Annotated in this window: 25 protein-coding genes; 24 read left to right on the forward strand and 1 reads right to left on the reverse strand. The window is 50.2% G+C overall.

Annotated elements, in window-relative coordinates; genetic code table 11:
• Positions 1–288: 288 nt before the first annotated feature.
• The 9 genes from nusB (at position 289) to EV209_RS12815 (ending at position 7,841) form a co-directional block, all read left to right on the forward strand.
• Positions 289–711: a transcription antitermination factor NusB gene (gene nusB, locus EV209_RS12775; RefSeq protein WP_130435866.1), complete on the forward strand. Its 423-nt coding sequence runs from the start codon at positions 289–291 to the stop codon at positions 709–711.
• 3 nt (positions 712–714) lie between these two features.
• Positions 715–1,935, forward strand: a complete 1,221-nt coding sequence (gene xseA / locus EV209_RS12780; RefSeq protein WP_130435867.1) for an exodeoxyribonuclease VII large subunit — start codon at positions 715–717, stop codon at positions 1,933–1,935.
• Entirely contained in the window at positions 1,913–2,089 is a 177-nt protein-coding gene (xseB, locus tag EV209_RS12785; RefSeq protein WP_130435868.1) for an exodeoxyribonuclease VII small subunit, read from the forward strand. Before xseA ends, xseB begins: the two co-directional genes overlap by 23 nt.
• An 8-nt stretch (positions 2,090–2,097) precedes the next feature.
• Positions 2,098–2,994, forward strand: coding sequence for a polyprenyl synthetase family protein (locus tag EV209_RS12790; RefSeq protein ID WP_130435869.1), 897 nt, complete (start codon positions 2,098–2,100; stop codon positions 2,992–2,994).
• A gap of 14 nt (positions 2,995–3,008) precedes the next feature.
• On the forward strand, positions 3,009–4,877 hold the full coding sequence (gene dxs / locus EV209_RS12795; RefSeq protein ID WP_130436049.1) for a 1-deoxy-D-xylulose-5-phosphate synthase: 1,869 nt from the start codon (positions 3,009–3,011) through the stop codon (positions 4,875–4,877).
• The gene (locus EV209_RS12800; RefSeq protein ID WP_130435870.1) at positions 4,874–5,677 is read left to right on the forward strand and encodes a TlyA family RNA methyltransferase; all 804 of its coding nucleotides are present in this window, start codon (positions 4,874–4,876) and stop codon (positions 5,675–5,677) included. The genes dxs and EV209_RS12800 overlap by 4 nt, the downstream gene beginning before the upstream one ends.
• An 11-nt stretch (positions 5,678–5,688) precedes the next feature.
• Positions 5,689–6,543: an NAD(+)/NADH kinase gene (locus EV209_RS12805; RefSeq protein WP_130435871.1), complete on the forward strand. Its 855-nt coding sequence runs from the start codon at positions 5,689–5,691 to the stop codon at positions 6,541–6,543.
• 209 nt (positions 6,544–6,752) lie between these two features.
• The gene (locus EV209_RS12810; protein WP_130436050.1) at positions 6,753–7,259 is read left to right on the forward strand and encodes an HD domain-containing protein; all 507 of its coding nucleotides are present in this window, start codon (positions 6,753–6,755) and stop codon (positions 7,257–7,259) included.
• 24 nt (positions 7,260–7,283) lie between these two features.
• Positions 7,284–7,841 carry a putative ABC transporter permease gene (locus tag EV209_RS12815; RefSeq protein WP_130436051.1) on the forward strand — a complete coding sequence of 186 codons (558 nt, stop codon included), beginning with the start codon at positions 7,284–7,286 and terminating at the stop codon, positions 7,839–7,841.
• A 121-nt stretch (positions 7,842–7,962) separates the two neighbouring features.
• On the opposite strand, the gene EV209_RS12820 is transcribed toward EV209_RS12815, so the two are convergent.
• Positions 7,963–9,717, reverse strand: coding sequence for an Rqc2 family fibronectin-binding protein (locus EV209_RS12820; RefSeq protein WP_130435872.1), 1,755 nt, complete (start codon positions 9,715–9,717; stop codon positions 7,963–7,965).
• Positions 9,718–10,004: 287 nt separating this feature from the next.
• Here EV209_RS12820 and EV209_RS12825 point away from each other — a divergent pair, with 287 nt between their 5' ends.
• From EV209_RS12825 to EV209_RS12890, 15 genes are all read left to right on the forward strand, one after another.
• The gene (locus EV209_RS12825) at positions 10,005–12,293 is read left to right on the forward strand and encodes a glycoside hydrolase family 2 protein (protein ID WP_130435873.1); all 2,289 of its coding nucleotides are present in this window, start codon (positions 10,005–10,007) and stop codon (positions 12,291–12,293) included.
• Between the two features lie 11 nt (positions 12,294–12,304).
• Positions 12,305–14,068 (forward strand): glycoside hydrolase family 3 protein, encoded by a 1,764-nt coding sequence (locus EV209_RS12830; RefSeq protein WP_130435874.1) that lies wholly within the window; start codon positions 12,305–12,307, stop codon positions 14,066–14,068.
• A gap of 306 nt (positions 14,069–14,374) precedes the next feature.
• Positions 14,375–15,253 carry a YicC/YloC family endoribonuclease gene (locus EV209_RS12835; RefSeq protein ID WP_130436052.1) on the forward strand — a complete coding sequence of 293 codons (879 nt, stop codon included), beginning with the start codon at positions 14,375–14,377 and terminating at the stop codon, positions 15,251–15,253.
• 14 nt (positions 15,254–15,267) lie between these two features.
• Entirely contained in the window at positions 15,268–15,540 is a 273-nt protein-coding gene (locus EV209_RS12840; RefSeq protein WP_130435875.1) for a DUF370 domain-containing protein, read from the forward strand.
• Positions 15,530–16,171, forward strand: a complete 642-nt coding sequence (gene gmk, locus EV209_RS12845; protein ID WP_130435876.1) for a guanylate kinase — start codon at positions 15,530–15,532, stop codon at positions 16,169–16,171. Before EV209_RS12840 ends, gmk begins: the two co-directional genes overlap by 11 nt.
• Before the next feature lie 4 nt (positions 16,172–16,175).
• Positions 16,176–16,433, forward strand: a complete 258-nt coding sequence (rpoZ, locus tag EV209_RS12850; protein WP_130435877.1) for a DNA-directed RNA polymerase subunit omega — start codon at positions 16,176–16,178, stop codon at positions 16,431–16,433.
• Complete coding sequence (rimO, locus tag EV209_RS12855; RefSeq protein WP_130435878.1) at positions 16,430–17,767, forward strand: 30S ribosomal protein S12 methylthiotransferase RimO; 1,338 nt, start codon at positions 16,430–16,432, stop codon at positions 17,765–17,767. Before rpoZ ends, rimO begins: the two co-directional genes overlap by 4 nt.
• A complete protein-coding gene (pgsA, locus tag EV209_RS12860) occupies positions 17,751–18,314 on the forward strand; it encodes a CDP-diacylglycerol--glycerol-3-phosphate 3-phosphatidyltransferase (RefSeq protein WP_130435879.1) in 564 nt (187 codons plus the stop codon). Before rimO ends, pgsA begins: the two co-directional genes overlap by 17 nt.
• Complete coding sequence (locus tag EV209_RS12865) at positions 18,314–19,570, forward strand: competence/damage-inducible protein A (RefSeq protein WP_130435880.1); 1,257 nt, start codon at positions 18,314–18,316, stop codon at positions 19,568–19,570. Before pgsA ends, EV209_RS12865 begins: the two co-directional genes overlap by 1 nt.
• A 16-nt stretch (positions 19,571–19,586) precedes the next feature.
• Entirely contained in the window at positions 19,587–20,999 is a 1,413-nt protein-coding gene (locus EV209_RS12870; protein WP_130435881.1) for a hypothetical protein, read from the forward strand.
• A gap of 9 nt (positions 21,000–21,008) precedes the next feature.
• A complete protein-coding gene (locus EV209_RS12875; RefSeq protein WP_130435882.1) occupies positions 21,009–21,320 on the forward strand; it encodes a hypothetical protein in 312 nt (103 codons plus the stop codon).
• 11 nt (positions 21,321–21,331) lie between these two features.
• On the forward strand, positions 21,332–22,306 hold the full coding sequence (locus EV209_RS12880; RefSeq protein ID WP_130435883.1) for a hypothetical protein: 975 nt from the start codon (positions 21,332–21,334) through the stop codon (positions 22,304–22,306).
• Positions 22,293–22,703, forward strand: coding sequence for a GerW family sporulation protein (locus EV209_RS12885; RefSeq protein ID WP_130435884.1), 411 nt, complete (start codon positions 22,293–22,295; stop codon positions 22,701–22,703). The genes EV209_RS12880 and EV209_RS12885 overlap by 14 nt, the downstream gene beginning before the upstream one ends.
• A 61-nt stretch (positions 22,704–22,764) precedes the next feature.
• Positions 22,765–22,905 carry a hypothetical protein gene (locus EV209_RS16395; protein ID WP_165388927.1) on the forward strand — a complete coding sequence of 47 codons (141 nt, stop codon included), beginning with the start codon at positions 22,765–22,767 and terminating at the stop codon, positions 22,903–22,905.
• Positions 22,906–22,932: 27 nt separating this feature from the next.
• Positions 22,933–24,279 carry an MATE family efflux transporter gene (locus tag EV209_RS12890; protein WP_130435885.1) on the forward strand — a complete coding sequence of 449 codons (1,347 nt, stop codon included), beginning with the start codon at positions 22,933–22,935 and terminating at the stop codon, positions 24,277–24,279.
• The last annotated feature ends 18 nt before the right edge of the window (positions 24,280–24,297 follow it).

The following is a 24,297-nucleotide window of genomic DNA, read 5'->3' on the forward strand; positions in this document are numbered from 1 at the left end:
CCTATGCAACATGACCCTCCGGGGGATGCGCACTACGCGCCGGGGAAATATGGCCGCTAAAGCGACCGCGCTTCGGCGCGAGAGTCCGGCGAGCCGGACTCTTTATTCTTACATAGGAAACTGCGTTCCCTATGTAACAAACCCACCGGGGGATCGCACTGCGGCGTAAGGAATTACGTCGCTAAAGCGACATGCCGCAGACGGGGAATCCCGCGAGCGGGATTCTTTATCATTCATGGGAGTTTGTTTAAAAGAAACAGAAGTTGAGGAAGTGAGGATTTTCACGATATGACAAGACGTGCCATGCGTGAGCATGTATTTAAAATTGTTTTTCATCTGCCTTTTTATCCTGCAGAGGAAATGGACGGCCAGATTGAGCGCTACTGGAAATCAGCAGAGGATGTCACCGAGGCGGAGCAGGCTCTGCTGACGGGCAAGGCAAAAGAAATTTTGGCGAAAGTGCCGGAATTGGATGAGAAGATTACCGCATCCACAGAAGGCTGGCGTCTGAACCGTTTTAACCGGGTGGACCTGGCAGTGGTCCGTCTGGCTCTGTACGAGATGCTCTATGATGAAGAGGTTCCTGTAAAGGTTTCTATCAATGAAGCGGTAGAGCTGGCGAAAAAATTCGGCGGGGATGAATCTCCTCAGTTCGTAAACGGAATTCTGGCAAAGCTGCTGAAGGCAGAGGGGCTGGACGGTCAGGAGTAGGACATGGCGGGAAGTATTTATACGGTAGCCCAGGTCAATTCTTATATTAAAAATATGTTCACACAGGACTTCGCTTTGAATCAGATCTCGATTCAGGGGGAAGTCTCTAACTGTAAATATCATCCTACGGGACACATTTATTTTACTTTGAAGGATGAGCGCAGCGCTCTGGCCTGCGTGATGTTTGCGGGAAATGCCAGAAGCCTGAATTTCCGGCTGGCGGAAGGACAGCAGGTTGTGGCCAGAGGCTCTGTCAATGTCTATGAGCGGGACGGAAAATATCAGCTTTACGCGTCAGAAATTAACAGAGCAGGGGTGGGAGACCTCTACCGGCGGTTTGAAGAGATGAAGCTGCGGCTGGAAGAGATGGGCATGTTTGATTCCTGCTATAAACAAAAAATCCCCCGATACGGGATGAGAATAGGGATCGTGACCGCATCTTCTGGGGCGGCGATCCAGGATATTATGCAGATCAGCAGGCGGCGCAATCCTTATGTGCAGCTGTTTCTCCAGCCGGTGCTGGTTCAGGGAGAACAGGCTCCGGAGAGCATTGCGGCAGGGATTGCCAGAATGGATTCCCTGGGAATGGACTGTATGATCGTAGGCCGGGGAGGAGGCTCCATGGAGGATCTGTGGGCCTTTAACGAAGAAGTTGTGGCCAGGGCGGTGTTTGCCTGTGAGACGCCTGTGATTTCTGCAGTGGGACATGAAACGGATGTGACAATTACAGACTATGTGGCGGACCTGAGGGCCCCGACACCTTCGGCGGCGGCAGAACTGGCGGTATTTGATTACCGGCAGTTTATTGAGCGTCTGCAGGAATGCGATCAGAGAATGATCCGCAGGCTGGAGGCCGCGCTGCAGAGGAATATTGCCAGATCTAAAGAACTGGCGCTTCGGCTGAAGCTTCAGCATCCGGGCAGAAAACTGGACCAGCAGAAGCTGAGATCCGCGGATCTGAGGACCGCCCTGGATACGCTGATGGATCAGAAAGTGCAGCGCATGAGGCACAGGCTGGAGCTGCAGGCGGAAAAAATGTCCGGCCTTTCCCCCTTATCCAGGCTGACGGGAGGGTATGCCTATGTGAGCCGCGACGGCAGCACAGTCCGCCGGATCGGAGATCTGAAAGATGGGGACAGGATCGTAGTGCGCATGAAGGATGGAACAGCAGAAGCGCGGATATTGTCAAAGGAGCTTACAGATGAAGATAGAGGAAAACTTTGAAAAGGTGGAGGAAATTATCCGCCGGATGGAATCTGGAGAGCAGTCGCTGGAAGATGCGTTTGCAGATTATGAAGCGGGTCTTCGGCTTCTGAAGGACAGTAATGACCAGATAGCCAGAGTAGAACAGAAAATACAGATACTGGTGGAAGAGTGAGGTTGTGGATGGAACAGAATGTGTTTGAGGAAGAGCTGAAAAACAGGGTGAGTTCCGTAGAAGGGATTCTGGCAGAATTTCTGCCGGAAGAGACGGGTTATCAGAAAACGATTTTTGAAGCCCTCAATTACAGCCTGCTGGCCGGAGGGAAAAGGCTGCGCCCGCTGATCATGCGGGAAGTATATTCCATGTTTGGAGGAAGCGGGCCGGAGATCCGTTTCCTGATGGCCGCAATTGAAATGATTCATACCTCTTCCCTGGTTCATGATGATCTTCCCTGCATGGATAACGACCTGTACAGGCGGGGAAAGCCCACTACATGGTCCAAATTTGGGGAAGACATGGGAACCCTTGCGGGCGACGCGCTGATGATTTATGCTTTTGAGACAGCGGCCGGCGCTTTTTCTAAAACATCAAACCCGGGCCGGGTGGGGGAAGCCATTCGGGTTCTGGCGTCTAAAACCGGCATTTATGGAATGATCGGCGGACAGACTGCAGATGTGGAACTGACGGGAAAGCAGATGGACGGAGAACAGCTGGAATTTATTTACCGGCTGAAAACAGGAGCTCTGCTGGAAGCTTCCATGATGATCGGCGGAATCCTGGCGGGAGCCTCTGAAGAACAGACTGCGCGTTTGGAGAACATTGCCCGGAATGTGGGCATGGCATTTCAGATCAGAGACGATATCCTGGATGTGACCAGCAATCTGGAAACCTTGGGTAAACCTGTTCACAGTGATGAACGCAATCAAAAAATAACGTACGTGACGTTGTACGGCCTGGCAGAAGCGGCGGAAAAAGTGCGTGAACTGTCAGAAGAAGCGATCCGGGAACTGGACGGTCTTCCGGTAAAAAATGAATTTCTCAAAGAATTAATTATGAATTTAATTACGAGAGAAAAATAAGGCTGTGAATCGTGATGGTATTAGAAAAAATTAAAAAACCTAATGATATAAAGAAGCTGCAGCCCGAAGAATTTGGGCTGCTGGCAGAAGAAATCCGTAGTTTCCTGATTGAGAAAATCAGCGAGACCGGCGGGCATCTGGCGTCCAATCTGGGCGTGGTGGAATTGACCATGGCCCTGCACCTGGCTTTTGACCTGCCGGAGGACAAGCTGATCTGGGATGTGGGCCATCAGGCCTATACCCACAAGCTATTGACAGGAAGAAAAGAGGATTTCGGCATGCTGCGCCAGCATGGTGGAATCAGCGGATTTCCGAAGCGGAGAGAGAGCGATTGTGACGCTTTTGATACAGGGCACAGTTCTACGTCTATTTCTGCAGGCCTGGGCCTGGTCTGCGCCAGGGATCTGATGCAGCAGAAGCATTCTGTGGTTTCTGTGATCGGAGACGGCTCCATGACGGGCGGCATGGCTTATGAAGCGATGAATAATGCGGCCACGCTGAAAACAAACTTTATTATTGTGCTGAACGACAATAATATGTCAATTTCTGAAAATGTAGGGGGTATTTCCCGCTATCTCACCGGCCTGAGAACAAATACCGGATATAATGATTTTAAAGAAGGGCTCAGTTCTGCCCTTTCCCGCATTCCGGTGCTGGGTGACGCGCTGGTATACAGGCTGAAGCAGACGAAAAGCAGTATTAAACAGCTTTTGATTCCGGGCATGTTTTTCGAAGAAATGGGGATTACCTATCTGGGCCCTGTGGATGGGCATAATATTCAGCAGATGATGCAGGTTTTTCAGGAAGCGAAAAAGGTGCGCCATGCGGTGCTGGTCCATGTGCTGACGAAAAAGGGGAAAGGTTACCGTCCCGCGGAGATGAATCCCAGCAAATTCCACGGCGTATCGCCGTTTCATGTCAGCACCGGAAAGCCAAAGGAACAAAAACGTCAGCCGGATTATACGGATGTATTTTCCGATCAGATCTGCCGCCTGGCGGCCGAGGATGAAAGGATAGTTGCAGTTACGGCTGCAATGCCGGGCGGGACAGGGTTATCCAGATTTGCGCAGAAATATCCAAAAAGATTTTTTGATGTGGGAATTGCAGAAGGCCATGCGGTTACTTTTGCTGCCGGAATGGCTGCTGCGGGCCTGCGTCCTGTTTTTGCCGTATATTCTTCTTTCCTTCAGAGAGGGTTTGATCAGATTCTGCATGATGTCTGCATCCAGAACCTTCCGGTATTGTTTGCTGTAGACCGGGCGGGGCTGGTAGGCTGCGACGGAGAAACCCACCAGGGTATTTTTGACTTATCCTATCTCACCCAGATTCCGAACCTGACGGTGATGGCGCCCAAAAATGGCTGGGAGCTGGGAGAATTTATGAAGCTGGCCCTGGAGCTGGAGGGTCCTGCTGCAGTCAGATATCCACGGGGACCGGCCTGTATGGAATTGGAAGAATACCGCGCTCCCGTGGAGTACGGCAGAGCGGAAGTGCTGGAAGAGGGCGGAGACATTGCTTTCCTTGCAGTCGGCAGTATGGTGGAGACCGCCATGGAGGTACACAGACGTATGCTGGAGCAGGGAAAAGGTTCTTTTGTAGTAAATCTCCGTTTTGCCAAGCCTTTTGATAAAGATACAGTAAGAAGGCTGGCAATGAACAGCAGGCTGTTGGTGACAATGGAAGAAAATGTGCATATCGGCGGACTGGGAGAACAGATTGCCGCCTGGCTGTCGCAAGAGGGATTAAAAGTGAAGGTGCTGCAGATTGCGCTTCCTGACGCATATGTGGAACATGGAAACGTGATGATTCTGCGGGAAGAAAACGGGATTGACGCCGGAAGCATTATGCGCCGGATAACAGAAGTCAAAGGAGAAATGGAATGAAGGAACGACTGGACGTGCTGCTGTGCAGCCGGGGCCTGGCAGCTTCCCGGGAAAAGGCAAAGGCAGTCATTATGGCCGGGCTGGTCTATGTGAACGGGCAGAAGGAAGATAAGGCCGGCGCTTCTTTTGACGCGGAGTCCGATATTGAAGTGCGGGGAAATGCTCTGCCATATGTGAGCAGGGGGGGATTAAAACTGGAAAAGGCCATGAAGGAATTCGGCCTGACCCTGGATGGCCTGGTCTGTATGGATGTGGGGGCTTCTACCGGAGGATTTACGGATTGTATGCTCCAGAACGGCGCGGTACAGGTGTTCGCTGTAGACGTGGGCCACGGACAGCTGGACTGGAAACTGCGCAACGACCCGAAGGTGGTCTGCATGGAGCGGACGAATATCAGATATGTGACGCCGGAGGATATTGGCGTGGCTGTGGGATTTGCTTCCATAGACGTTTCCTTTATTTCTCTGACAAAGGTTCTGGGGCCGGTCCGGGAGCTGCTCACGGAGCAGGGACAGATTGTCTGCCTGATTAAGCCGCAGTTTGAAGCGGGCAGGGAGAAGGTGGGCAAAAAGGGCGTGGTGAGAGACAAGGCAGTGCATCGTGAAGTGATCGAGGCAGTGATGGACCATGCCAGAAGCCTTGGGTTTGGGCTGCTTCATCTGACTTATTCTCCCATTAAAGGCCCGGAAGGCAATATTGAATATCTGCTGCATCTTCAGAAAAATGCCGGTGAGACAGAGGGACCGGACTTTGACACGGCGGCTCTGGTGGAGGAATCCCATCAGGCGCTGCAAGGATAAGAGGATAACAAATGAAGCATTTTTTCCTGATTATAAACAGAGAAAAGGACAGAGAAGGTAAAGTGACCGCGCGAGTCAGGGATTATCTGAAAAAAAAAGGCGCTGTTTGCGTCTGTTGCAGCGGCTGCGCGGAACAGAAGGCTTCTTACCGGTATACTGATCCCGCAGAAATCCCCCCTGAAACGGAATGTGTGATTGTATTGGGGGGCGACGGAACGCTGATTCAGGCGGCCAGAGACCTGGTACATACGGATTATCCCCTGCTGGGCATCAATATGGGGACCCTGGGATATCTGGCTGAGGTGGACCTCTTATCGATTGAGCAAACCCTTGACTGCCTTTTGGAAAACCGGTTTTATCTTGAGAAGCGCATGATGCTTTGCGGCAGAATTTACCGGGATGGAGCGCTTTTGCGGGAAGACGTAGCGCTCAATGATATTGTAATTTCCCGCAGCGGGCGGCTTTGTGTCCTCCATTATCATGTGATGGTGGACGGAGAGCCCCTTAATGATTATCTGGCCGATGCGCTGATCACCAGTACTCCTACAGGTTCCACCGCCTACAATATGTCGGCCGGCGGGCCGGTGGTCTCTCCCCAGGCTTCTCTTTTTGTACTGACGCCGGTCTGTTCCCACTCTCTGAATGCCCGCAGCATCGTGCTGCCCGACAGTGTTAAAATATCTGTGGAAACTGTGGGAGAGATGAAGTATCCGGATCTGGAATGCCTGGCCACATTTGACGGGGACGGGCCGATCCGGCTTTTTCCGGGAGATCTGGTGGAGATTACAAAAGCAAATTGTATTACCCGCCTGATCAAACTCAGCCGGGTGAGCTTTCTGGAAACGCTGCGCAGAAAAATGATCTGAACCTGTCGCGTTCCATGGGTTTGCCTGCCGCAATATAAATTTAAGAATTTGTAAGAGAAAATTATAAAATATTTCTAAAAAAAACCCTTTGACCTTTTGTAGTATCTCCTGTATAATACATTCGAAAGGATGATGATATGGGACAGAATAAATTTCGAACCAAAATTATGAAGCGCCAGCTGCAGCGCTGGGTATCAGATGCATCCTGGATGGTGCACAGGAACTCATTCCAGGATCAGGAATATATCAGCTGTGTGGAAGATATTCTGGACAGTTCAGTATTTCAATCCATGAACCAGTATATTCAGCATGGGCATACAACCTGCCTGGAACACTGTGTTCAGGTTTCCTATCTCAGTTATCGGATCTGCAGGCTGTATGGGCTGGACAGCAGAGCCGCTGCGAGAGCGGGGCTGCTTCATGATTTATTTCTCTACGACTGGCATACTGTTGCGAAAGAAACGGGGAATCATTTTCATGGTTTTACACATCCCCGGGTTGCGATGAATAATGCGCAGGAACACTTTACCCTGACAGATAAAGAACGGGATATGATTCTGAAACACATGTGGCCGCTGACAGTAATTCCGCCCAAGAGCCGGGAAGGATTTGTTTTGATGTATGCAGATAAATACTGCAGTATCGCTGAAGTTGGGAAGCGGGTGCAGGGCGGTGTACAGAGGCGTGTGATACGCCTGGCGGCAGGAAGGTCATAAGGAGTTGCTTTTATGATATTAGGAATGAATTTTTTCTACTTTTTAAATTGGTTTTTTGCTTTCAGTATTTTTGGCTATATTTTGGAATGTATTGTTTTGAGTATGGAAAACCGAAGGCTGGTTTTGGACAGAGGTTTTGTCCACGGTCCGTTCTGTATCATTTACAGTTTCGGGGCGCTGGGAGCTTATCTGTTCCTGAAGCCGCTGGCAGGAAATTTGGTGCTGCTGTATTTTGCCAGTATGGCTCTTGCAACCACGATGGAACTGGTGACAGCTCATGTGATGATCCGGTTGTTTGGTTCCTTCTGGTGGGATTACAGTAAAAAACGTTTCAACTATAAAGGGATAATCTGCCTGGAGAGCAGCATTGGCTGGGGATTTTTAGGAATATTCTTCTTTTATGCGCTGGATAAATTTGTGCATGGAGTTGTCGGCCTTATCCCTCCTCAGGCAGGAATGGTGCTTGGAGTAGGCCTTCTGACCTATTACATAGTGGATTTTACAGTCTGTCTGGCGAAGAACCGCCGGGAGAAAAACAATCCGGAATCAGAGGAGCGCGTGGGCAGGCTGAGAGTATTGTAAACGATGTTTGAAGATGGATTTGTACAACCAAAGCAGAAGGGGCTGTCAGGAAATAGACAGCCTCTTTTGCTTTCTGCTCTAAAAATAGATTAATTTTCTTCAGCATTCCCCTCCCTGCAATTTATTCTTCAAGAAGCGTCGGCCCGCTGATATCAGGAGCCGCCACCATAGAATAATTGCTGTGATAGATGACGAACCCCGGCTTCCCGCCGGCGGGTTTTTTCACCTGTTTTTTATCAATATAATCAATCTCCACCTTTTCGGCATTCCTGCCCTGGGAGTAATAAGCAGCCAGAGAAGCGGCCTCTTCGCAGGTGCGGTCAGGAATCTCAAACCCACGGCCGCCGGTTTTCACAATCACATGAGAGCCGGGGATTTTCTTGGCGTGAAACCAGAGGTCTTTCCCTTCCGCAAACTTAAAGGTCAGTTCCTCATTCTGCAGGTTGTTGCGGCCCACATAGATATCAAAGCCGTCTGAAGACAGATAATGCCAGGGGCGGCTGGAAAGTTTGACTTTCTGCCTCCCTTTTGTTTGGACATGGCGGCGCATATATCCGCACTGAATCAGTTCTTCTTTGATCTGTACCAGGTCGTCCGGGTTTTGAGCCATATCAATAGAAGCTGCAATGGATTCCAGATGGGAAATTTCATCGCCGGTTTCCTGAAGGTGGCCGGTGAGCGCTTCACAGGTGCGTTTCTGCTTGCTGTATTTTTCATAATAGCGTTTGGCGTTATCCAGAGGGGACATCGTATCGTCCAATGGAATGGTGATTTCCTGATTATCGTAAAAATTCACCACTTTGGCCTCTCTTTCCCCGGCCGGAAGCTGATAGCCGTAGGTGGTGAGAAGCTCGCCGTACAGCCGGTACTTATCCCTTTTTTCCGTATCCTTCAGCTGCTTTTCCTGAAGATCATATTTTTTGCGGCTTCTTTCCAGCAAAGTCTGAACAACTTTTCGAAGCTCCGCGGATTTCTGCCGGATCCGCACAGCCTGATTTTTCTCTGCATAAAACTGTTCCAGCATGCGGCTGGGGCTGTCAAAGTCTGTTCTGGCACATTCCGTAAGAGAGGACAGCTGAAGGCTGGAAAACTCCACGGGTTCCTGTCCGAGGTAATAGACAGAAGGGAAAAACTGCCCGGATTTTACCTCGTCCAGCAAAAGGAAAAAAGTATGTGCCAGATGGGTAAGGCTCAGTTCATCCAGTTCGCTGCAGGGAACCGCACCGTCAATTCCGGCACGGAACAGCACCTCCTCGGATATGGCGGGGCTGATCCCGGTAAACAGGGTGTAAAAGGCTTTGTGGCCGGGGCGGGAACAGGATGCAAGAGCGGAACGTATTTCTGTTTCCGGCAATTCCAGCGGGTTCAATTTATGCATGGTGTCCGGAATAAACCACTGGCGTCCGGGCAGCACCTCTCTGACGGAGCTCATCTGGGCGGAAACATGTTTGATGCTGTCGATGATCCGGTCGCCTTCTTCACAGAATATGATGTTGCTGTGTTTTCCCATCAGCTCAATGATCAGATGTTTTTTTTGCAGGTCTCCCAATTCATCCAGATGTTCCACCTCTATGTCCAGAATCCTTTCCAGACCGGGCTGCCTGACGCTTAAAATCCTTCCGTTGCCGATATGCTTGCGCAGCAGCATACAGAAATTTGGCGCAGTGGCCGGGTTGGAAAAAGTGTTTTCAGTAAAATAAGCCAGGGGAAGCCCCGCGCTGGCAGAGAGCAGCAGTTTATAAGTATCCCTGCCTGCCTTAACAGTCAGCAGCAGTTCGTCCGGTTCCGGCTGGGCGATCCGGGAAATTCTGCCGCCAATCAGACAGCGGGAAAATTCATCGGCCAGGCTGGCGATTACAATTCCGTCTAAAGCCATAATTTCTCTCCTTTAACTCCGTATAAACGGCATAATATTTATATTTTAGCAGAAAGAAGGCAGAAATACAACATAGAACAAATTTTGTAATTAACAGTAATTTTTTTGCCCAAAATAAAGTTATATCCTGACGCCGCAGTACGCATCCCCCGGAGGTTTTTGTTGCATAGGGAAAGCAGTTTCCTATGTAACCAGAAAAACTTGATAATATTGATTTACGTATCCGGAAGACGCAGGTTATAATTATTTTAAATACAGAGAGACTATGAAAGTAAAGGAGAGATTTAATGAGAATTGTTCAATGTTTCAATGAAGACTGGCGTTTTATCAGAGAAGATGCAGGGCTCCCTTCCTCCTGCCCGGACCACTGGGAACAAATTTCCCTGCCCCATACCTGGAATGCCGTGGACGGTCATGACGGAAAAGGTTCCTATTACAGGGGCAACTGCTGGTATGTTAAAAAATTCGAGACTCCTGCGTTAGTGGAAGGAGACAGAGTGTATGTGGAAGTTCTGGCCGCAGCGCTGTCAGGAACAGTTTATATGAACGGGCAGGAAATGATCAGCCACGAAGGCGGTTTTTCCAGATTCCGTGTGGATGTGACAGACGCCCTGAATGAGAACGGGGAAAATCTGCTGGCAATCAGTGTGGATAACAGCGAGAGATCCAATATCTATCCTCAGATGGCGGATTTTACTTTCTACGGCGGTTTATACCGGGGCGTGAACCTGATTATTGTGCCGCACGTACATTTTGACCTGGAATACTGCGGAACTCCCGGCCTGGCGGTAACGCCGGAGGTAAAGGACGGCGGAGCGCTGGTGCACCTGCAGTCCTGGGTGCAGAATGGGGATGAAAACTATACGGTGCGCTATCAGATTCTGGACGCTGACAGCAGGGAGGTGGCGGAAAGCTGGCGGCCTTCGTCAGAACCTTCCAGCCAGATATTTTTGCCGGAAGCTCATCTGTGGCAGGGAGTGGAAGATCCTTATTTGTATACCTGCATAGCCTCTCTGGTGCGCAGGAATGAAACAGTGGATGAAATCACCACCAAATTCGGCGTGAGAAGCTTTTCTATAGATCCTGAAAAAGGGTTTATTCTCAATGGAAAGCCCATGATGCTGCGGGGCGTTTCCAGGCACCAGGATAAATTGTACCAGGGAAATGCCCTGACAAAAGAAGATCATGAACTGGACGCTGCGCTGATCCATGAGGTGGGCGCTAATACAGTCCGCCTGGCGCATTACCAGCACAGCGAGGATTTTTATAATGCCTGTGATGAATATGGGTTTGTGGTGTGGGCGGAAATCCCGTTTATCAGTTCTCAAAATGAGGACCCTCTGGCCCATGAAAACTGCCGCCGGCAGATGCAGGATCTGATCATTCAGAATTACAACCATCCTTCTATTTGTTTCTGGGGGCTGTCAAATGAAATCACCATCAGCGGCGGGACAGACCATATTGTAGAGGATCACAGAGATCTGCATGAGCTGGCAAAGAGCCTGGACCCCACCCGCCTGACTACGATTGCCCATGTGTCCATGCTGCCTCAGGACAGCGGCCTGCACCAGGTCTCTGATATAGAGAGCTATAATCATTATTTCGGATGGTACGGCGGGGAATATACCGCCAACGAAGTCTGGCTGGATTCGTATCATGCCAAATACCCGGACCGGTGCATCGGCCTGTCCGAATATGGGGCGGAAGGAATCATCACTTATCAGACAGACGAACCCAGATGCCGCGATTATTCCGAAGCATATCAGGCGGAATATCACGAACACATGGCGAAAATCCTTTCAGAGCGGGAATATATCTGGAGCGCCCACGTGTGGAATATGTTTGATTTCGGGTGCGCAGCCCGGGATGAAGGCGGGGTGGCCGGCAGGAACAATAAGGGCCTAGTAACCATGGACCGCAAAATTAAAAAAGATGCGTTTTATTTGTACAAGGCATACTGGAGCAGCGATCCTTTTGTGCATGTATGCGGGCGGCGCTATGCTCAGAGGGCCGGAGAAACTGCAACGGTCCGGGTATATTCCAATCAGCCTCAGGTAAGCCTTTACGCAGCAGGCAAACTGGTGGAATCCAGATCCGGAGATAAGGTATTTATTTTTGAAAATGTTCCTCTGGAAGATGGGTTTACCACAGTAACGGCCTGCTCCGGCAGCTATTGTGACAGTATCGCATTGGAAAAAGTGAAGGAAAAGCCTGGGATCTATACGCTGCCTATGGAGGAGGACGACGACATGTCCGGCGTGGCGAACTGGTTCGAACAGGCGCCTGAGGAAGTGTCAAATATTACTGTTCTGGAATTTCCGGAGGGATTCTTCTCTATCCGAGATAAAATCAAAGACATCGCCAATGATCCGGACGCCTTTGAGATACTGAGGAACGCGCTGGCTTCTATGACAGGAATGAAGCTGAAGAAGGGGATGCTGATGATGGTGGGGAATAAAACCCTGGAGGAGATGATGTCCATGACAGCCGGCATGAGCATGGGCGGCGGACAGAACATTCCGGAAAATGCTGTCTGCATTCTCAACGCGCAGCTGAACAAAATCCCTAAAAATTAAAAGGAGCGGATATGACAGTAGATTTAAAGGCCAGGCCTTATTTTCTGGAGGAAGAGGACTGCAGATGGGTGGAAGAGACCATTCTGTCCATGAGCATGGAGGAAAAAGTGGGACAGCTGTTTTTTCAGCTGACCGCGTCTCAGGAGGAAGCATACCTGAAAGAACTGATGGAAAAGTATCATTTAGGAGGATGTCGCTATAATCCTGCTCCTGGAAAGACGGTGCAGGAACAGAACCGCATACTGCAGAAATATGCAAAAATACCGGTATTCATCGCTTGTAATACAGAAGCCGGAGGGGACGGGGCCTGTGCGGATGGGACTTACATCGGTTCCGGTGTCAAAATCGGCGCGACAGGAAAGGATGAATATGCCTGGGCGTTGGGAAAGATGGCAAATGAAGAGGCAGCGGCGCTGGGCTGCAATATGGCTTTCGCGCCGGTCTGTGATATTCTTTATAACTGGCAGAATACGGAAGTGGCTACCCGGGCATTTGGCAGCGATCCGGAGCTGGTAGCCAGAATGAGCGCAGCATATTTGAAGGGGGCGCACACAATTCCGGGATTTGCCTGCGCAGCCAAGCATTTCCCAGGAAACGGACAGGATTTCCGGGACGCCCATCTTTCCAACAATGTGAATTATTTCAGCGTGGAAGAGTGGGACAGGACTTATGGTATGGTTTACCGAGAGCTGATTAAAAATGGGCTGGACGCCGTAATGGCAGGTCATATTATGCTTCCTGCCTATGCCAAAGAAATCAACCCGAAGCTGCAGGAAGAGGATATGATGCCGGCCACGCTGAGCCCTGAAATCATGAAAGGGCTGCTTCGGGATAAACTTGGTTTTAACGGCATGGTCGTAACGGACGCGTCCCATATGGTGGCGATGACTGACCGGATGAAGCGGGCAGAAATGCTTCCCCGCGCCATAAATGCAGGCTGCGATATGTTCCTGTTTTTCAATGATCCGGAAGAAGATTTTTCTACCATGCTGGAAGCCTGCCGAAGCGGCATTATTTCAGAGGAGAGGATGCAGGAGGCGCTGGAACGCGTTCTTGGGCTGAAAGCCCATCTGGGGCTGCATAAAAAAGAACAGCAGGTTCCTGCAAAAAATGTTCTGGATACAGCGCTGGGACGGCAGGAATACAAGGATATGCAAAGAGCGATCAGCCAGGACTGCCTGACGCTGGTGAAATATAAAGATATGGGCGTACTGCCTGTGACGCCGGAACGATTCAATAAAATCATGATAGTTCATATCAAGGGTGCGGAAAGCTCTATGTCCATGCTGATGAAAGCAATGGGCATGGGCAGCGGAAATGCGGCGGAACTGCTGAAACAAAAGCTTTGCGAAAAGGGGTTTGACGCATTTATCTATGAAAGTCCGCTGGAGGAGATGAAGAAGCAGATCGCCGCGGGAGAAAAGCCGAATCTGAATCTTTATTTTGCAGGAAAAAATGCGATTGCGGATTTTGTCTCTGAAATGGATCTGGTTATTACGCTGTGTGATGTACCAAGCGGAAGGCCCAGCTTTGGCATGTCCAAAGGCGGCGGGGAAATTCCCTGGTATGTATTTGAAGTGCCGGTGGTGGCTGTAGGGTGCGGACAGCCCACCATGCTTGCCGATCTTCCTCAGGTGCGCACCTATATCAATGTGTATGATACAAAAGAGACAACTTTTGACGCTCTGACAGAAGCGCTGGTATCAGGCCCGGAAGCATTCACGGGAAAAGACCCCATCGACAGTTTCTGCGGACTGTTTGATGCGAGACTGTAAAAATTGTTATGAAGACTTCCGGACAGGCGGCGCGTATTCCGCTTGTCCGGAAGTTACTTTGTTGCATAAGAAACTGCGTTCCCTATGCAACAAACCTTCCGGGGGATCACACTGCGGCGTAAGGATTTCGTCGCTAAAGCGGCACGCCGCAGGCGGGGAATCCCGTGAGCGGAATTCTTTTTTAAAAGATTCTTTTTCATGCTTTTTCTTGACTTGCAATTATGAATGACTTATAATAAATGAGATATAGGCTGTTCTTGACAAATATTGGAAACAGTCTGAATAAAGATGAAGCGAGTGAAAGAAATGTTGAAAAGTATGACGGGATTCGGGCGTTTTGAGACAGAAAATGCCTGCGGGAAGCTGTCTGTGGAAATGAAGGCGGTGAATCACAGGTATCTGGATCTGAATATCAAGATGCCGCGCCGGTTCAACTGTTTCGAATCGGAGATCCGCAGCCTTCTGAAAAAGGATGTGCAGCGGGGCAAGGTAGATCTGTATATATCCTATGAGGAATACGGCCAGGCAGCAGGAGCGCTGAAGTATAATGGTACGCTGGCGGCGGAATATCTGAAATACCTCCGCCGGATGACAGAGGAATTGGGCGTGGAAAATGATGTAAAGGTTTCCGGGCTTTCCAGGATGCCTGAAGTATTTACCATGGAACAGAACGCAGAGGATGATGAGGAGCTGTTTTTGCAGCTGCGGGAAACACTGGTGTGTGCAGTGAAAAAATTTGTGGGCAGCCGGGAGCTGGAGGGCAGCCACCTTCAGACAGACCTGCTGGAAAAACTGGCGAATATGGCGGCGCTTGTGGAACACGTGGAAGCCCGTTCTCCGGAAGTGCTTCGGGCTTATCATGATAAGCTGAAAGCAAAGGTCACTGAACTGCTGGGAGATACCACGGTGGAAGAAAGCAGAATCGCTGCAGAAGTGATTCTGTACGCGGACAAAATCTGTGTGGATGAGGAAACAGTACGTCTGAAAAGCCATATTTCCCATATGTCCGAGGCGCTGAAACAGGGGGGAAGCATCGGAAGGCAGCTGGATTTTATCGCGCAGGAGATGAACCGGGAAGCCAACACAATTCTGTCCAAGGCCAATGACCAGCAGGTGACGGATCTGGCAATTGCCCTGAAAACAGAGATTGAAAAAGTGCGTGAACAGATCCAGAATATCGAGTGACGGGAAGGGCTGGCATGTTTATCAATATCGGATTTGGCAATTATATTAACTCAGATCAGATTATATCTGTATCGAGAGCGGACTCCGCTCCCATGAAGCGGCTGGTGCAAAACGCAAAAGATCACGGGACAGCGGTGGACGCCACCCAGGGACGCAAGACAAAATCAATCATCATGACAAATGGAGGCTATGCGGTGCTTTCCGCACTGCTGCCGGAAACCATTGCCGGACGTTTCCGGGATAACGAGACAATAGAAGAGACCAGGGGGGACTGTGATGAGGCGTGAGGGAATTCTGACTGTGGTGTCCGGCTTTTCGGGAGCAGGCAAGGGTACCGTGATGAAACGGCTGATGGAGCTGTATGGCGATACCTATGCGCTTTCTGTGTCAGCTACCTCCAGAGCACCAAGGCCGGGAGAAGAAGAAGGCCGGGAATACTTTTTTAAAACAGAAGATGAATTTAAAGAGATGATCAGCAAAGGCCGGCTGATTGAATACGCAAAATATGTAAATCATTATTACGGCACTCCTGCGGAATATGTTTTTTCTCAGATGAAAGAGGGGAAAGATGTTATTCTGGAAATTGAAACCCAGGGAGCGCTGCAGGTGAAAGAGAAGTATCCGGACACGCTGCTGGTGTTCATCACCCCGCCGTCCGCGGAGGAGCTTCATTCCAGGCTCAGCTCCAGAGGGACGGAGACGGATGAAGTCATTGCGCAGCGTCTGTCTCAGGCGGCGGAGGAGGCTGTCCTGATGCCGCGGTACGACTATATTGTCATTAACGAAAACGGCAGGGTTGACGCCTGTGCCCGGGAGCTGCACGGATTGATCCAGAGTCAGCATGGGGCCAGCGGGCGCTGCAGGGAATTGATTGAAAAAATGAAAACAGGACTGAGCACATTTTCGAAAGGAGAATAAAACTATGATCCATCCTTCTTATACTGAATTAATCGATGTAGTAAACAGCGAGGCTGAGGACGAACAGCCCGTGATCCAGAGCCGCTATTCCATTGTAATTGCCACCGCCAAGAGGGCGAGACAGCTTGTGGCCGGAGCGCCGACAGGCGTAGAGAATTCCTCCAACCAAAAACCGCTGTCTATCGCTGTGGAAGAACTGTGGCACAAAGATCTTAGAATTGTTGGCGAGGATGATATTTCCGAGGATGAGATAGAAGTATGAAAATATTGTTCGTATCCCTGGGCTGTGACAAGAACCTGGTGGACACTGAGAAAATGCTGGGGCTTCTGGCAAAAGCCGGCCATACGTTTACGGACGATGAGGCAGAGGCGGAAGTTATCATTGTAAATACCTGCTGTTTCATCGGTGACGCCAAAGAAGAGAGCATCAATACGGTGCTGGAACTGGCCGCCCAGAAAGAAGAAGGGAAATGCAGAGCTCTTCTGGTCACCGGATGTATGGCGGAACGATACCGCGAAGAAGTGTTAAAGGAAATGCCGGAGGTAGATGGGATTCTGGGAATATCTTCTCTCCAGGAGATCCCTCTCCTGGTGGAGGAAGCTGTGGCGGCGCACAGGCCGGTGATCTTCCATCCCAAAGAAGAGCTTCCGGATACCGGGAGCGCCAGAGTGGTCACAACCGGGGGGCATTACGCTTACCTGAAGATTGCGGAAGGGTGTGATAAACGCTGCACCTACTGCATTATTCCCAGCATACGCGGACCATACCGCAGCGTGCCGGAGGAGAAGCTTCTGGAAGAAGCGCGGCAGCTTGCCCAGGCAGGGGTAAAGGAGCTGATTCTGGTAGCCCAGGAGACCACCGTCTATGGGGTGGATCTCTGGGGAGAAAAAAGGCTGCCCCAGCTGCTGAAAAAACTTGTGCGGATTCCCGGAATCCAGTGGATCCGGTTACAGTATTGTTATCCGGAAGAACTTACGGAAGAGCTGATCCAGGTGATGAAAGAAGAACCTAAGATCTGTCATTATCTGGATATACCCATACAGCATGCGTCTGACCGCATCCTGAAAAGGATGGGGCGCAGGACTACGCAGGAGCAGCTGCGCAGGACGATTGCCTGGCTGCGGGAGGAGATTCCGGATATCGCTCTGAGGACTACGCTGATCGCGGGTTTTCCCGGAGAGACCCAGGAAGATCATGAAGAGATGATGCGTTTTGTGGATGAAATGGAGTTTGAACGGCTGGGCGTATTTACATACTCGGCTGAGGAAGATACTCCTGCCGCGGGGTTTTCTGATCAGGTGGAGGAGGAAAGGAAATGCCTCTGGCGCGATGAAATCATGGAGCTGCAGCAGGAAATATCTGAAGAACACTGCGCTTCCATGAATGGAAAAGTTCTGGAAGCGATGGTAGAGGGGCAGCTTTCCGGGGAGCGCGCCTATGTGGCCCGCACTTATATGGACGCTCCCGGGGTGGACGGCTATCTGTTTATTCAGACGCCGGAGGAGCTGGTTTCCGGTACATTTGTGCAGGTACGGGTGACAGGAGCTCTGGAATATGATTTGATTGGAGAATTATATCATGAATCTGCCGAATAAATTGACCCTGATCAGGGTCATACTCATTGTTCCTTTTGTGGCATTTCTGATGATGGACTGTAAAGATGTCACCTTCATCAGCCAGGATGTGGCGAGATATGCGGCGCTGGCGATTTTCATACTGGCCAGCCTGACAGATCTGGCGGATGGAAAAATCGCCAGAAAATACCATATGGTAACAAATTTTGGAAAGTTTATGGACCCGCTGGCCGACAAGCTGCTGGTCTGTTCTGCGTTAATCTGTTTCGTATCTCTGGACAGAATCCCCCTGTGGGTGGTTCTGGTCATCATTGCGAGGGAGTTTATTATCAGCGGATTCCGGCTGGTTGCAGCGGATAATGGCATTGTGATCGCCGCCGGGATCTGGGGGAAATGGAAAACTGCGGTACAGATGGCCATGGTTATTGTATTGATCGCCAATATACCGGGAACATTTTTTTATGTAGTGGAACAGATTTTAATTTATGCTTCGGTTATTCTGACCATCATCTCCCTGGTGGATTATATCTGGAATAACCGGTCTGTTTTGTCTGAAAGGAGCAATTGATGGCAGTAGAACTGATATTTGTCGGGACAGAGCTTTTGCTGGGCAATATCCTGAATACCAACGCGAAATATCTTTCAGAGAGATGCGCGCTTTCCGGTCTTTCTGTATACTATCAGTCGGTGGTAGGGGATAACGAGGAGCGCCTGGCGGAAACCATTCGCACCGGCCTGAACCGCAGCGATATTCTGATCCTCAGCGGCGGCCTGGGGCCTACGGAGGATGATCTGACAAAAGAGACGGCCGCAAAGGTCCTGGGCCTTCCTATGGTGGAAGACCCGCATACAAAAGAGCTGTTAAAGCAGTATTTTGCTAAGCTGAAGCAGAAAAATGTGACGGAAAGTAATTGGAAGCAGGCGTTGGTTCCGGAGGGCGCCGTTGTTCTGGATAATGATAACGGTACCGCGCCGGGGCTGATTCTTGAAAAGGACGGCAAAACCATAGTCCTTCTTCCCGGCCCGCCGGCGGAACTGATTCCGTTATTTGAAAAAAAAGTGGAGCCTTATTTATGTTCCAAACAGCCTGAAACCATCCGCTCCACTATGGTGAAGATTTGCGGCGTGGGCGAGAGCAAGGTGGAGGACATGATCAAGGATATGATTGCCGGCCAGGACAATCCCACTATAGCTCCCTATGCGAAAACAGGGGAAGTGCACCTGCGGGTGACGGCCCGGGCGCAGAGCGAAGATGAAGCGAAAAAGCTCATGAAACCGGTGGTGAAGGAGCTGAAGAGCCGATTTGGCAATCACATCTATACGACCAAAGAACAGGATACGCTGGAACAGGTTGTGGTGGATATGCTGAAAAAGTACGAGCTGACGCTGACCACTGCGGAATCCTGTACCGGCGGCCTTCTGGCCGCCAGGCTGATCAATATTCCCGGCGTATCCGAGGTGTTTAAATCAGGCTTTATTACTTATTCCAATAAAGCGAAACGCAAGCTTTTGGGCGTAAACAAAAATACGCTGAAAAAATATGGCGCGGTGAGTGAAGAGACTGCCCATGAAATGGCTAAAGGATGCGTGTTTGAGACGGATTCCCTGGCAGCCCTGGCGATTACAGGAATTGCGGGGCCTGATGGGGGAACAGATGATAAACCTGTGGGGCTGGTCTATATTTCCTGCTATTTGAACGATCAGGTGGTGGTGAAAGAGTGCCGCTTTAAAGGGGACCGGAATAAAATCCGGGAACAGGCTGTGGTGCGTGCGATGGATCTCCTGCGCCGCTGTATCATAGACCATTTTGAGACAAAAAAATGACAGAGGATAAAATAGAATGGCAGAATTATCAACCATAATCAGGCAGCTGCAGAAGGGGAAAAATGTGGAATCAGGACTGGCGCTTTTTAGCAGCAGCATGATGAATACAGCCAACCGGCTTTCCTTTGTGCGGCTGGCCATGAACTTTTGTACCTTGTACGAAGTTGCAGTGGAAATGCAAAAAGAAGGGATTGATGTTGCTTCTGCTGCCGGCGGAAGCCTGGAGCTGCTGTGCCGTCTGGTGGAGACCGCCTGCAGAGACGGAATCTGCGGGGAGGCTCAGGAGCAGGCTGTGGTTTTGGCGGACAACCTGAGAGAAAGTCTGATGAAGCAGGTGCGGGGGTTGAATTATTATTATGACTGTTTTGCTGTGGAAGAATATGTACTGAACCGGGTGGAATACAGATTCCGCGCGCCCGGCGCGCCTTACTCTGAAGATCTGCTGCGTCAGGAAATCATGCAGTATATCACGTCCGATCAGGACCGGATTATCATGCGCGATAAAATCAGCTCTGTGATCGGACAGCTTCCTTTGAGGATGACGAAACAGCGTTTTCTGCAGATTGTACAGGATGGGTTAAGCGTTTATACAGGCTCGGAGCAGCGTACAGTATCCGACCTGATCTATATGATCCGCACCAGCGCCCTCTTAGAGGAGCCGGAAAATGCCCTGCAGTCAGATCCGGAATTGGCCGGAATTTATGCAAAATTGAAGGATATTGACAGCAGCTCTCTGGACCGGGAGTCATATGAAGCAGCTGGGAAAGAGCTGGAGAAGGGAACTAACAGACTGAACAATCTGCAGGATCTGGCTGTGCTGGAGCAGGGGCTGGTCAATGATTTGTATGTCATTTTCCTTTCATCCCCCTATGCGATGTATGATGTGGAGGAACGAAGCTGTGTGCACAGGCTGCTGGAACAGATTTTGGCGCTGTTCCGGACAGGAACCTGGCGGGAAGTGCCCGAAGATTATTATGATGGTTTCCTGCCCCTGGAAGGCGTTCAGGAACGGCTGTATGAAAGCTTTTCCCAATGCGACGCCGTTCTTGAGGAATTGTCAGAATCATATAAAAAGCTGATCCCCGGACTGATGCTGGACAAGATTTTCTGCTCGCTGAGCAGAATCAGCAAACTTCTTTCAGACAACTTATTTATTGATCTGGAGGAAAACGGCAGGAAGGATAAGGCTGATGAAGCTTATGTGATGCAGGCCGGGGGAAAGCTTCGGACAGAGCTGGAGGCCCATCTGAAAAAGATGTCCAAGCTCAGGGCCAGGGCGGTCATGTCTAAAGTGCTGGAACAGCTCCCGCCTTTTTTAAATACTTATTCAGAATTGGAAGAATATGTATCCGGCAGTCTGGCTTCCTGTACCGATGAAGCTGAACGCTATGGGTGCATGGAAATTCTGCATCAGATGATGATAGAATAGAGGGATGAGATGCGTTGGTACCACGGGCTGTATACAGGAGAGATGGCCAGACCCCGCCGGTTCCGGATTGTGGCAGGTGTAAAAGCGGGCAGGCTGCAGGACAATGTATATCTGCTGACCCTCCCATCCAATCCGCAGAACCTGCTGGATATTTATCCTGCCTGGGTGCTCAGGCAGAAATATTTCCGCAAAGCGGATATGCTGGTGGTAGGGATTGCGCTTGGTTACCGTGAGGCAGTGGAGCTGGCAGCAAAGATCATGAATGAGATTTATGAGGAAACAGGAATATATTCCACAGCCGGATATTTCCGTGAAGGCTGACAGGAGGGCTTATGCTGCATGTGATCTTGCTTATACTGAAAATAGTGGGAATCATTTTGGCCTCTGCGGCAGGCCTTGTTGTGCTGGCTGCTTTGGCCATACTTTTGGTTCCTCTGCGGTATCAGGCGAAGGGAAAGGCAGTGGAAAAGGATGCGGCGGTGTCCGCCCGGCTGTGCTGGCTTTTTCGCATTCTGACTGTACGGGCAGATTTTGTCCGGCAAAAGCTGGTGCTGCGGGTTAAAATACTGGGAATTACATTTTATGACAGCAGCCGTCCGCCGAAACAGAAAAAAAGCAGGAAAAGAGAACGATATCCGGAAGAAACGCCGGTGCTGGCGGCGGTGGAATCTCCAGAAGCAGATACAGCTGCGCAGGAAGAACAGATGGAGAACCGCTGCGAGGAAGCAGTTCTTTCCGATTTTCCGATAGCAGAACAGAAAGAAAAAAGACGAAAGAAACCCGGCTTTTTCCGCTGGCTGTATTGGAAGGCCAGGAAGGCAGTACAGAAGATCAAGAAATGGTATGACAAGATCAAAACGTTTCTGCAGAGCCTATTGGAAAAAGGAAAAAGCTGGAAAGAGCGGATTTGTGCCTGGGCAGAAACTGGCAGGCGGGTGAAAGAGCTGCTGAACAGCGATAGATTCCGCAGGGCCTGGAGGAAGTTGAAAACAGAGATAATGCGCCTCTGGAAACATATCAGGCCCCGGAAATTGGATATCAGAGCGCATATTGGGCTGGATGATCCGGAACTGATGGGAAAGATCACAGCTGCTGCAGGCATGCTGTACCCGCTATATACTGATCACGTCGTATTACTGCCGGAATTTGAACAGCAGGTAATGGAAGTGGAATTCAGCCTGAAAGGCAGGATTCGGACTGGGACGCTGCTGCTCGCGGCGCTGCGGCTGTTTTTTGATAAAGACATAAAGGATATGATCAGGGATTTTAGAAAGGCAACAGAGGAGGTTTCTTATGGCAAAGGATAACAATAGTTTTCATGAAACAGTGAATTCACTGTTCCAGGGAATGGATGGTATGATCACATCTAAAACAGTGGTGGGGGAGGCTGTAACCATCGGGGATACCACGATCCTGCCTCTTGTGGATGTGCAGTTCGGCGTGGGGGCGGGCGCTTTTTCCAATGACAGCAAGAGCAACGGCGGCGGCGGAATTTCCGGGAAAATTTCTCCCAGCGCGGTCCTGGTGATCAGCCAGGGAACTACGAAGGTGGTCAGCGTGAAAAACCAGGACGGCCTGACGAAGATTCTTGATATGGTGCCAGATCTGATCAATAAATTCACCGGAAAGGATAAAGAAAAGACGCCGGAAGAGCAGGCGGTGGAAGACGCGGTGGATGATATTCTGAATGAGGAAAAGAATTAGTAAGGAATCAGATGGAGCAAGGACGCATAAGATAAGATGAGCAGGTGATTGGGAGCTTGTGATGAGACGATTATGCGGCCTTGTTTTATTTTGTATTGGCTTTGGCATGGCGGTAATGCTTTTTCTGCCGATTGGCTTCTGGTCAATCTGTATTATGCTGTGCCTGCTGATGATCGGATATAATTTATTCTGCCAGTCCTGAACTGGCGGCAACAGGAGATAAAAATCAATGAAAACAGAAGATAAGAATTTTTACCGTTCCCTGCTGATGTTAGTGGGGCCTATCGCGCTGCAGTATCTGATTAATACTGCTGTAAGCTCTGCAGATGTGGTAATGCTGGGATATGTGAGCCAGACGGCCCTGGCCGCCGGTTCTCTTGCAAACCAGATCCAGTTCATCCTGAATTTGTTTTTGGCTGGACTTACATCCGGTATGACGATCCTGGCTGCTCAGTATTGGGGCAAACGGGATCTGGACTCCATCCAGAAGATTTTGGGAATGGGGCTGAAGCTTTCGGCTTCTGTAACATTTTTATTCGCTGCCGCAGCCTGCTTCCTGCCGGGTATGCTGATGAGGATTTTTACTGATGATGAGAATATGATTGCCAGCGGCATTATTTATCTGCGGACGGTGGGCGTTTCTTATTTTTTGATGGGAATATCGCAGACCTATCTCTGTGTGATGAAGAGCATGGAGCGCGTGCGCGCTACCACAATGATCAGCAGCAGCGCGCTTGTACTGAATATTTTTTTGAATGCAGTATTTATCTTTGGGCTATTCGGAGCGCCGCAGCTGGGGATCATGGGCGTGGCGCTGGCTACTTCTATTGCCCGGGGAATTGAGCTGCTGCTCTGTGCCATAGACTTGAAATTCCAGAACACCGTGGTACTGAAGTGGAAGAAAATGTTTCAGAAGGACAAGCTGCTTTTTGGCGATTTCATCCGCTTTTCCCTGCCGGCTCTGGGAAATGAGGTGGTATGGGGCGTCGCCTTTGCTATGTATTCTGCGATTATGGGGCATCTGGGCGAGGATATGGTTGCGGCCAATTCAGTGGTGGTGGTTGCAAGAAATCTGGGAACCGTGCTCTGCATGGGTGTAGCCAATGGCGGCGGCATTCTGCTGGGGAAAGAAATGGGGCAGAACAGGTTAAAGGAAGCGAAACGGGATGCGGCCAGGATCAGTTGGATCACGCTTGGGACCAGCCTGCTGGGGAGCGCAGTGATTTTGCTGCTGCGCCCGGTATTTTTACAAATGGCCAACCTTTCTCCGATGGCCCGGGAATATCTGGGATTTATGGTTTTGGTCAACGCAGTCTATATCCTTGGCCAGGGAATCAATACTTCCTGGATCTGCGGCGTTTTCCGGGCCGGAGGGGATTCAAAATTCGGATTTATTATGGATCTGATTATCATGTGGGGTTATGCCGTTCCCGCAGGTTTTCTGGCCGCATTTGTTTTCCGGTTCCCGCCCATGCTGGTATATGTGGTGCTGTGTACTGATGAATTTGTTAAAATGCCGTTTATCTTCTGGCGGTATAAGAAATATAAGTGGCTGAAGAATATTACCCGGGGCTGACCGGAAGGCAGGATACAT

The organism is Cuneatibacter caecimuris (assembly GCF_004216775.1).
GTDB classification, from domain to species: Bacteria; Bacillota; Clostridia; order Lachnospirales; family Lachnospiraceae; genus Cuneatibacter; species Cuneatibacter caecimuris.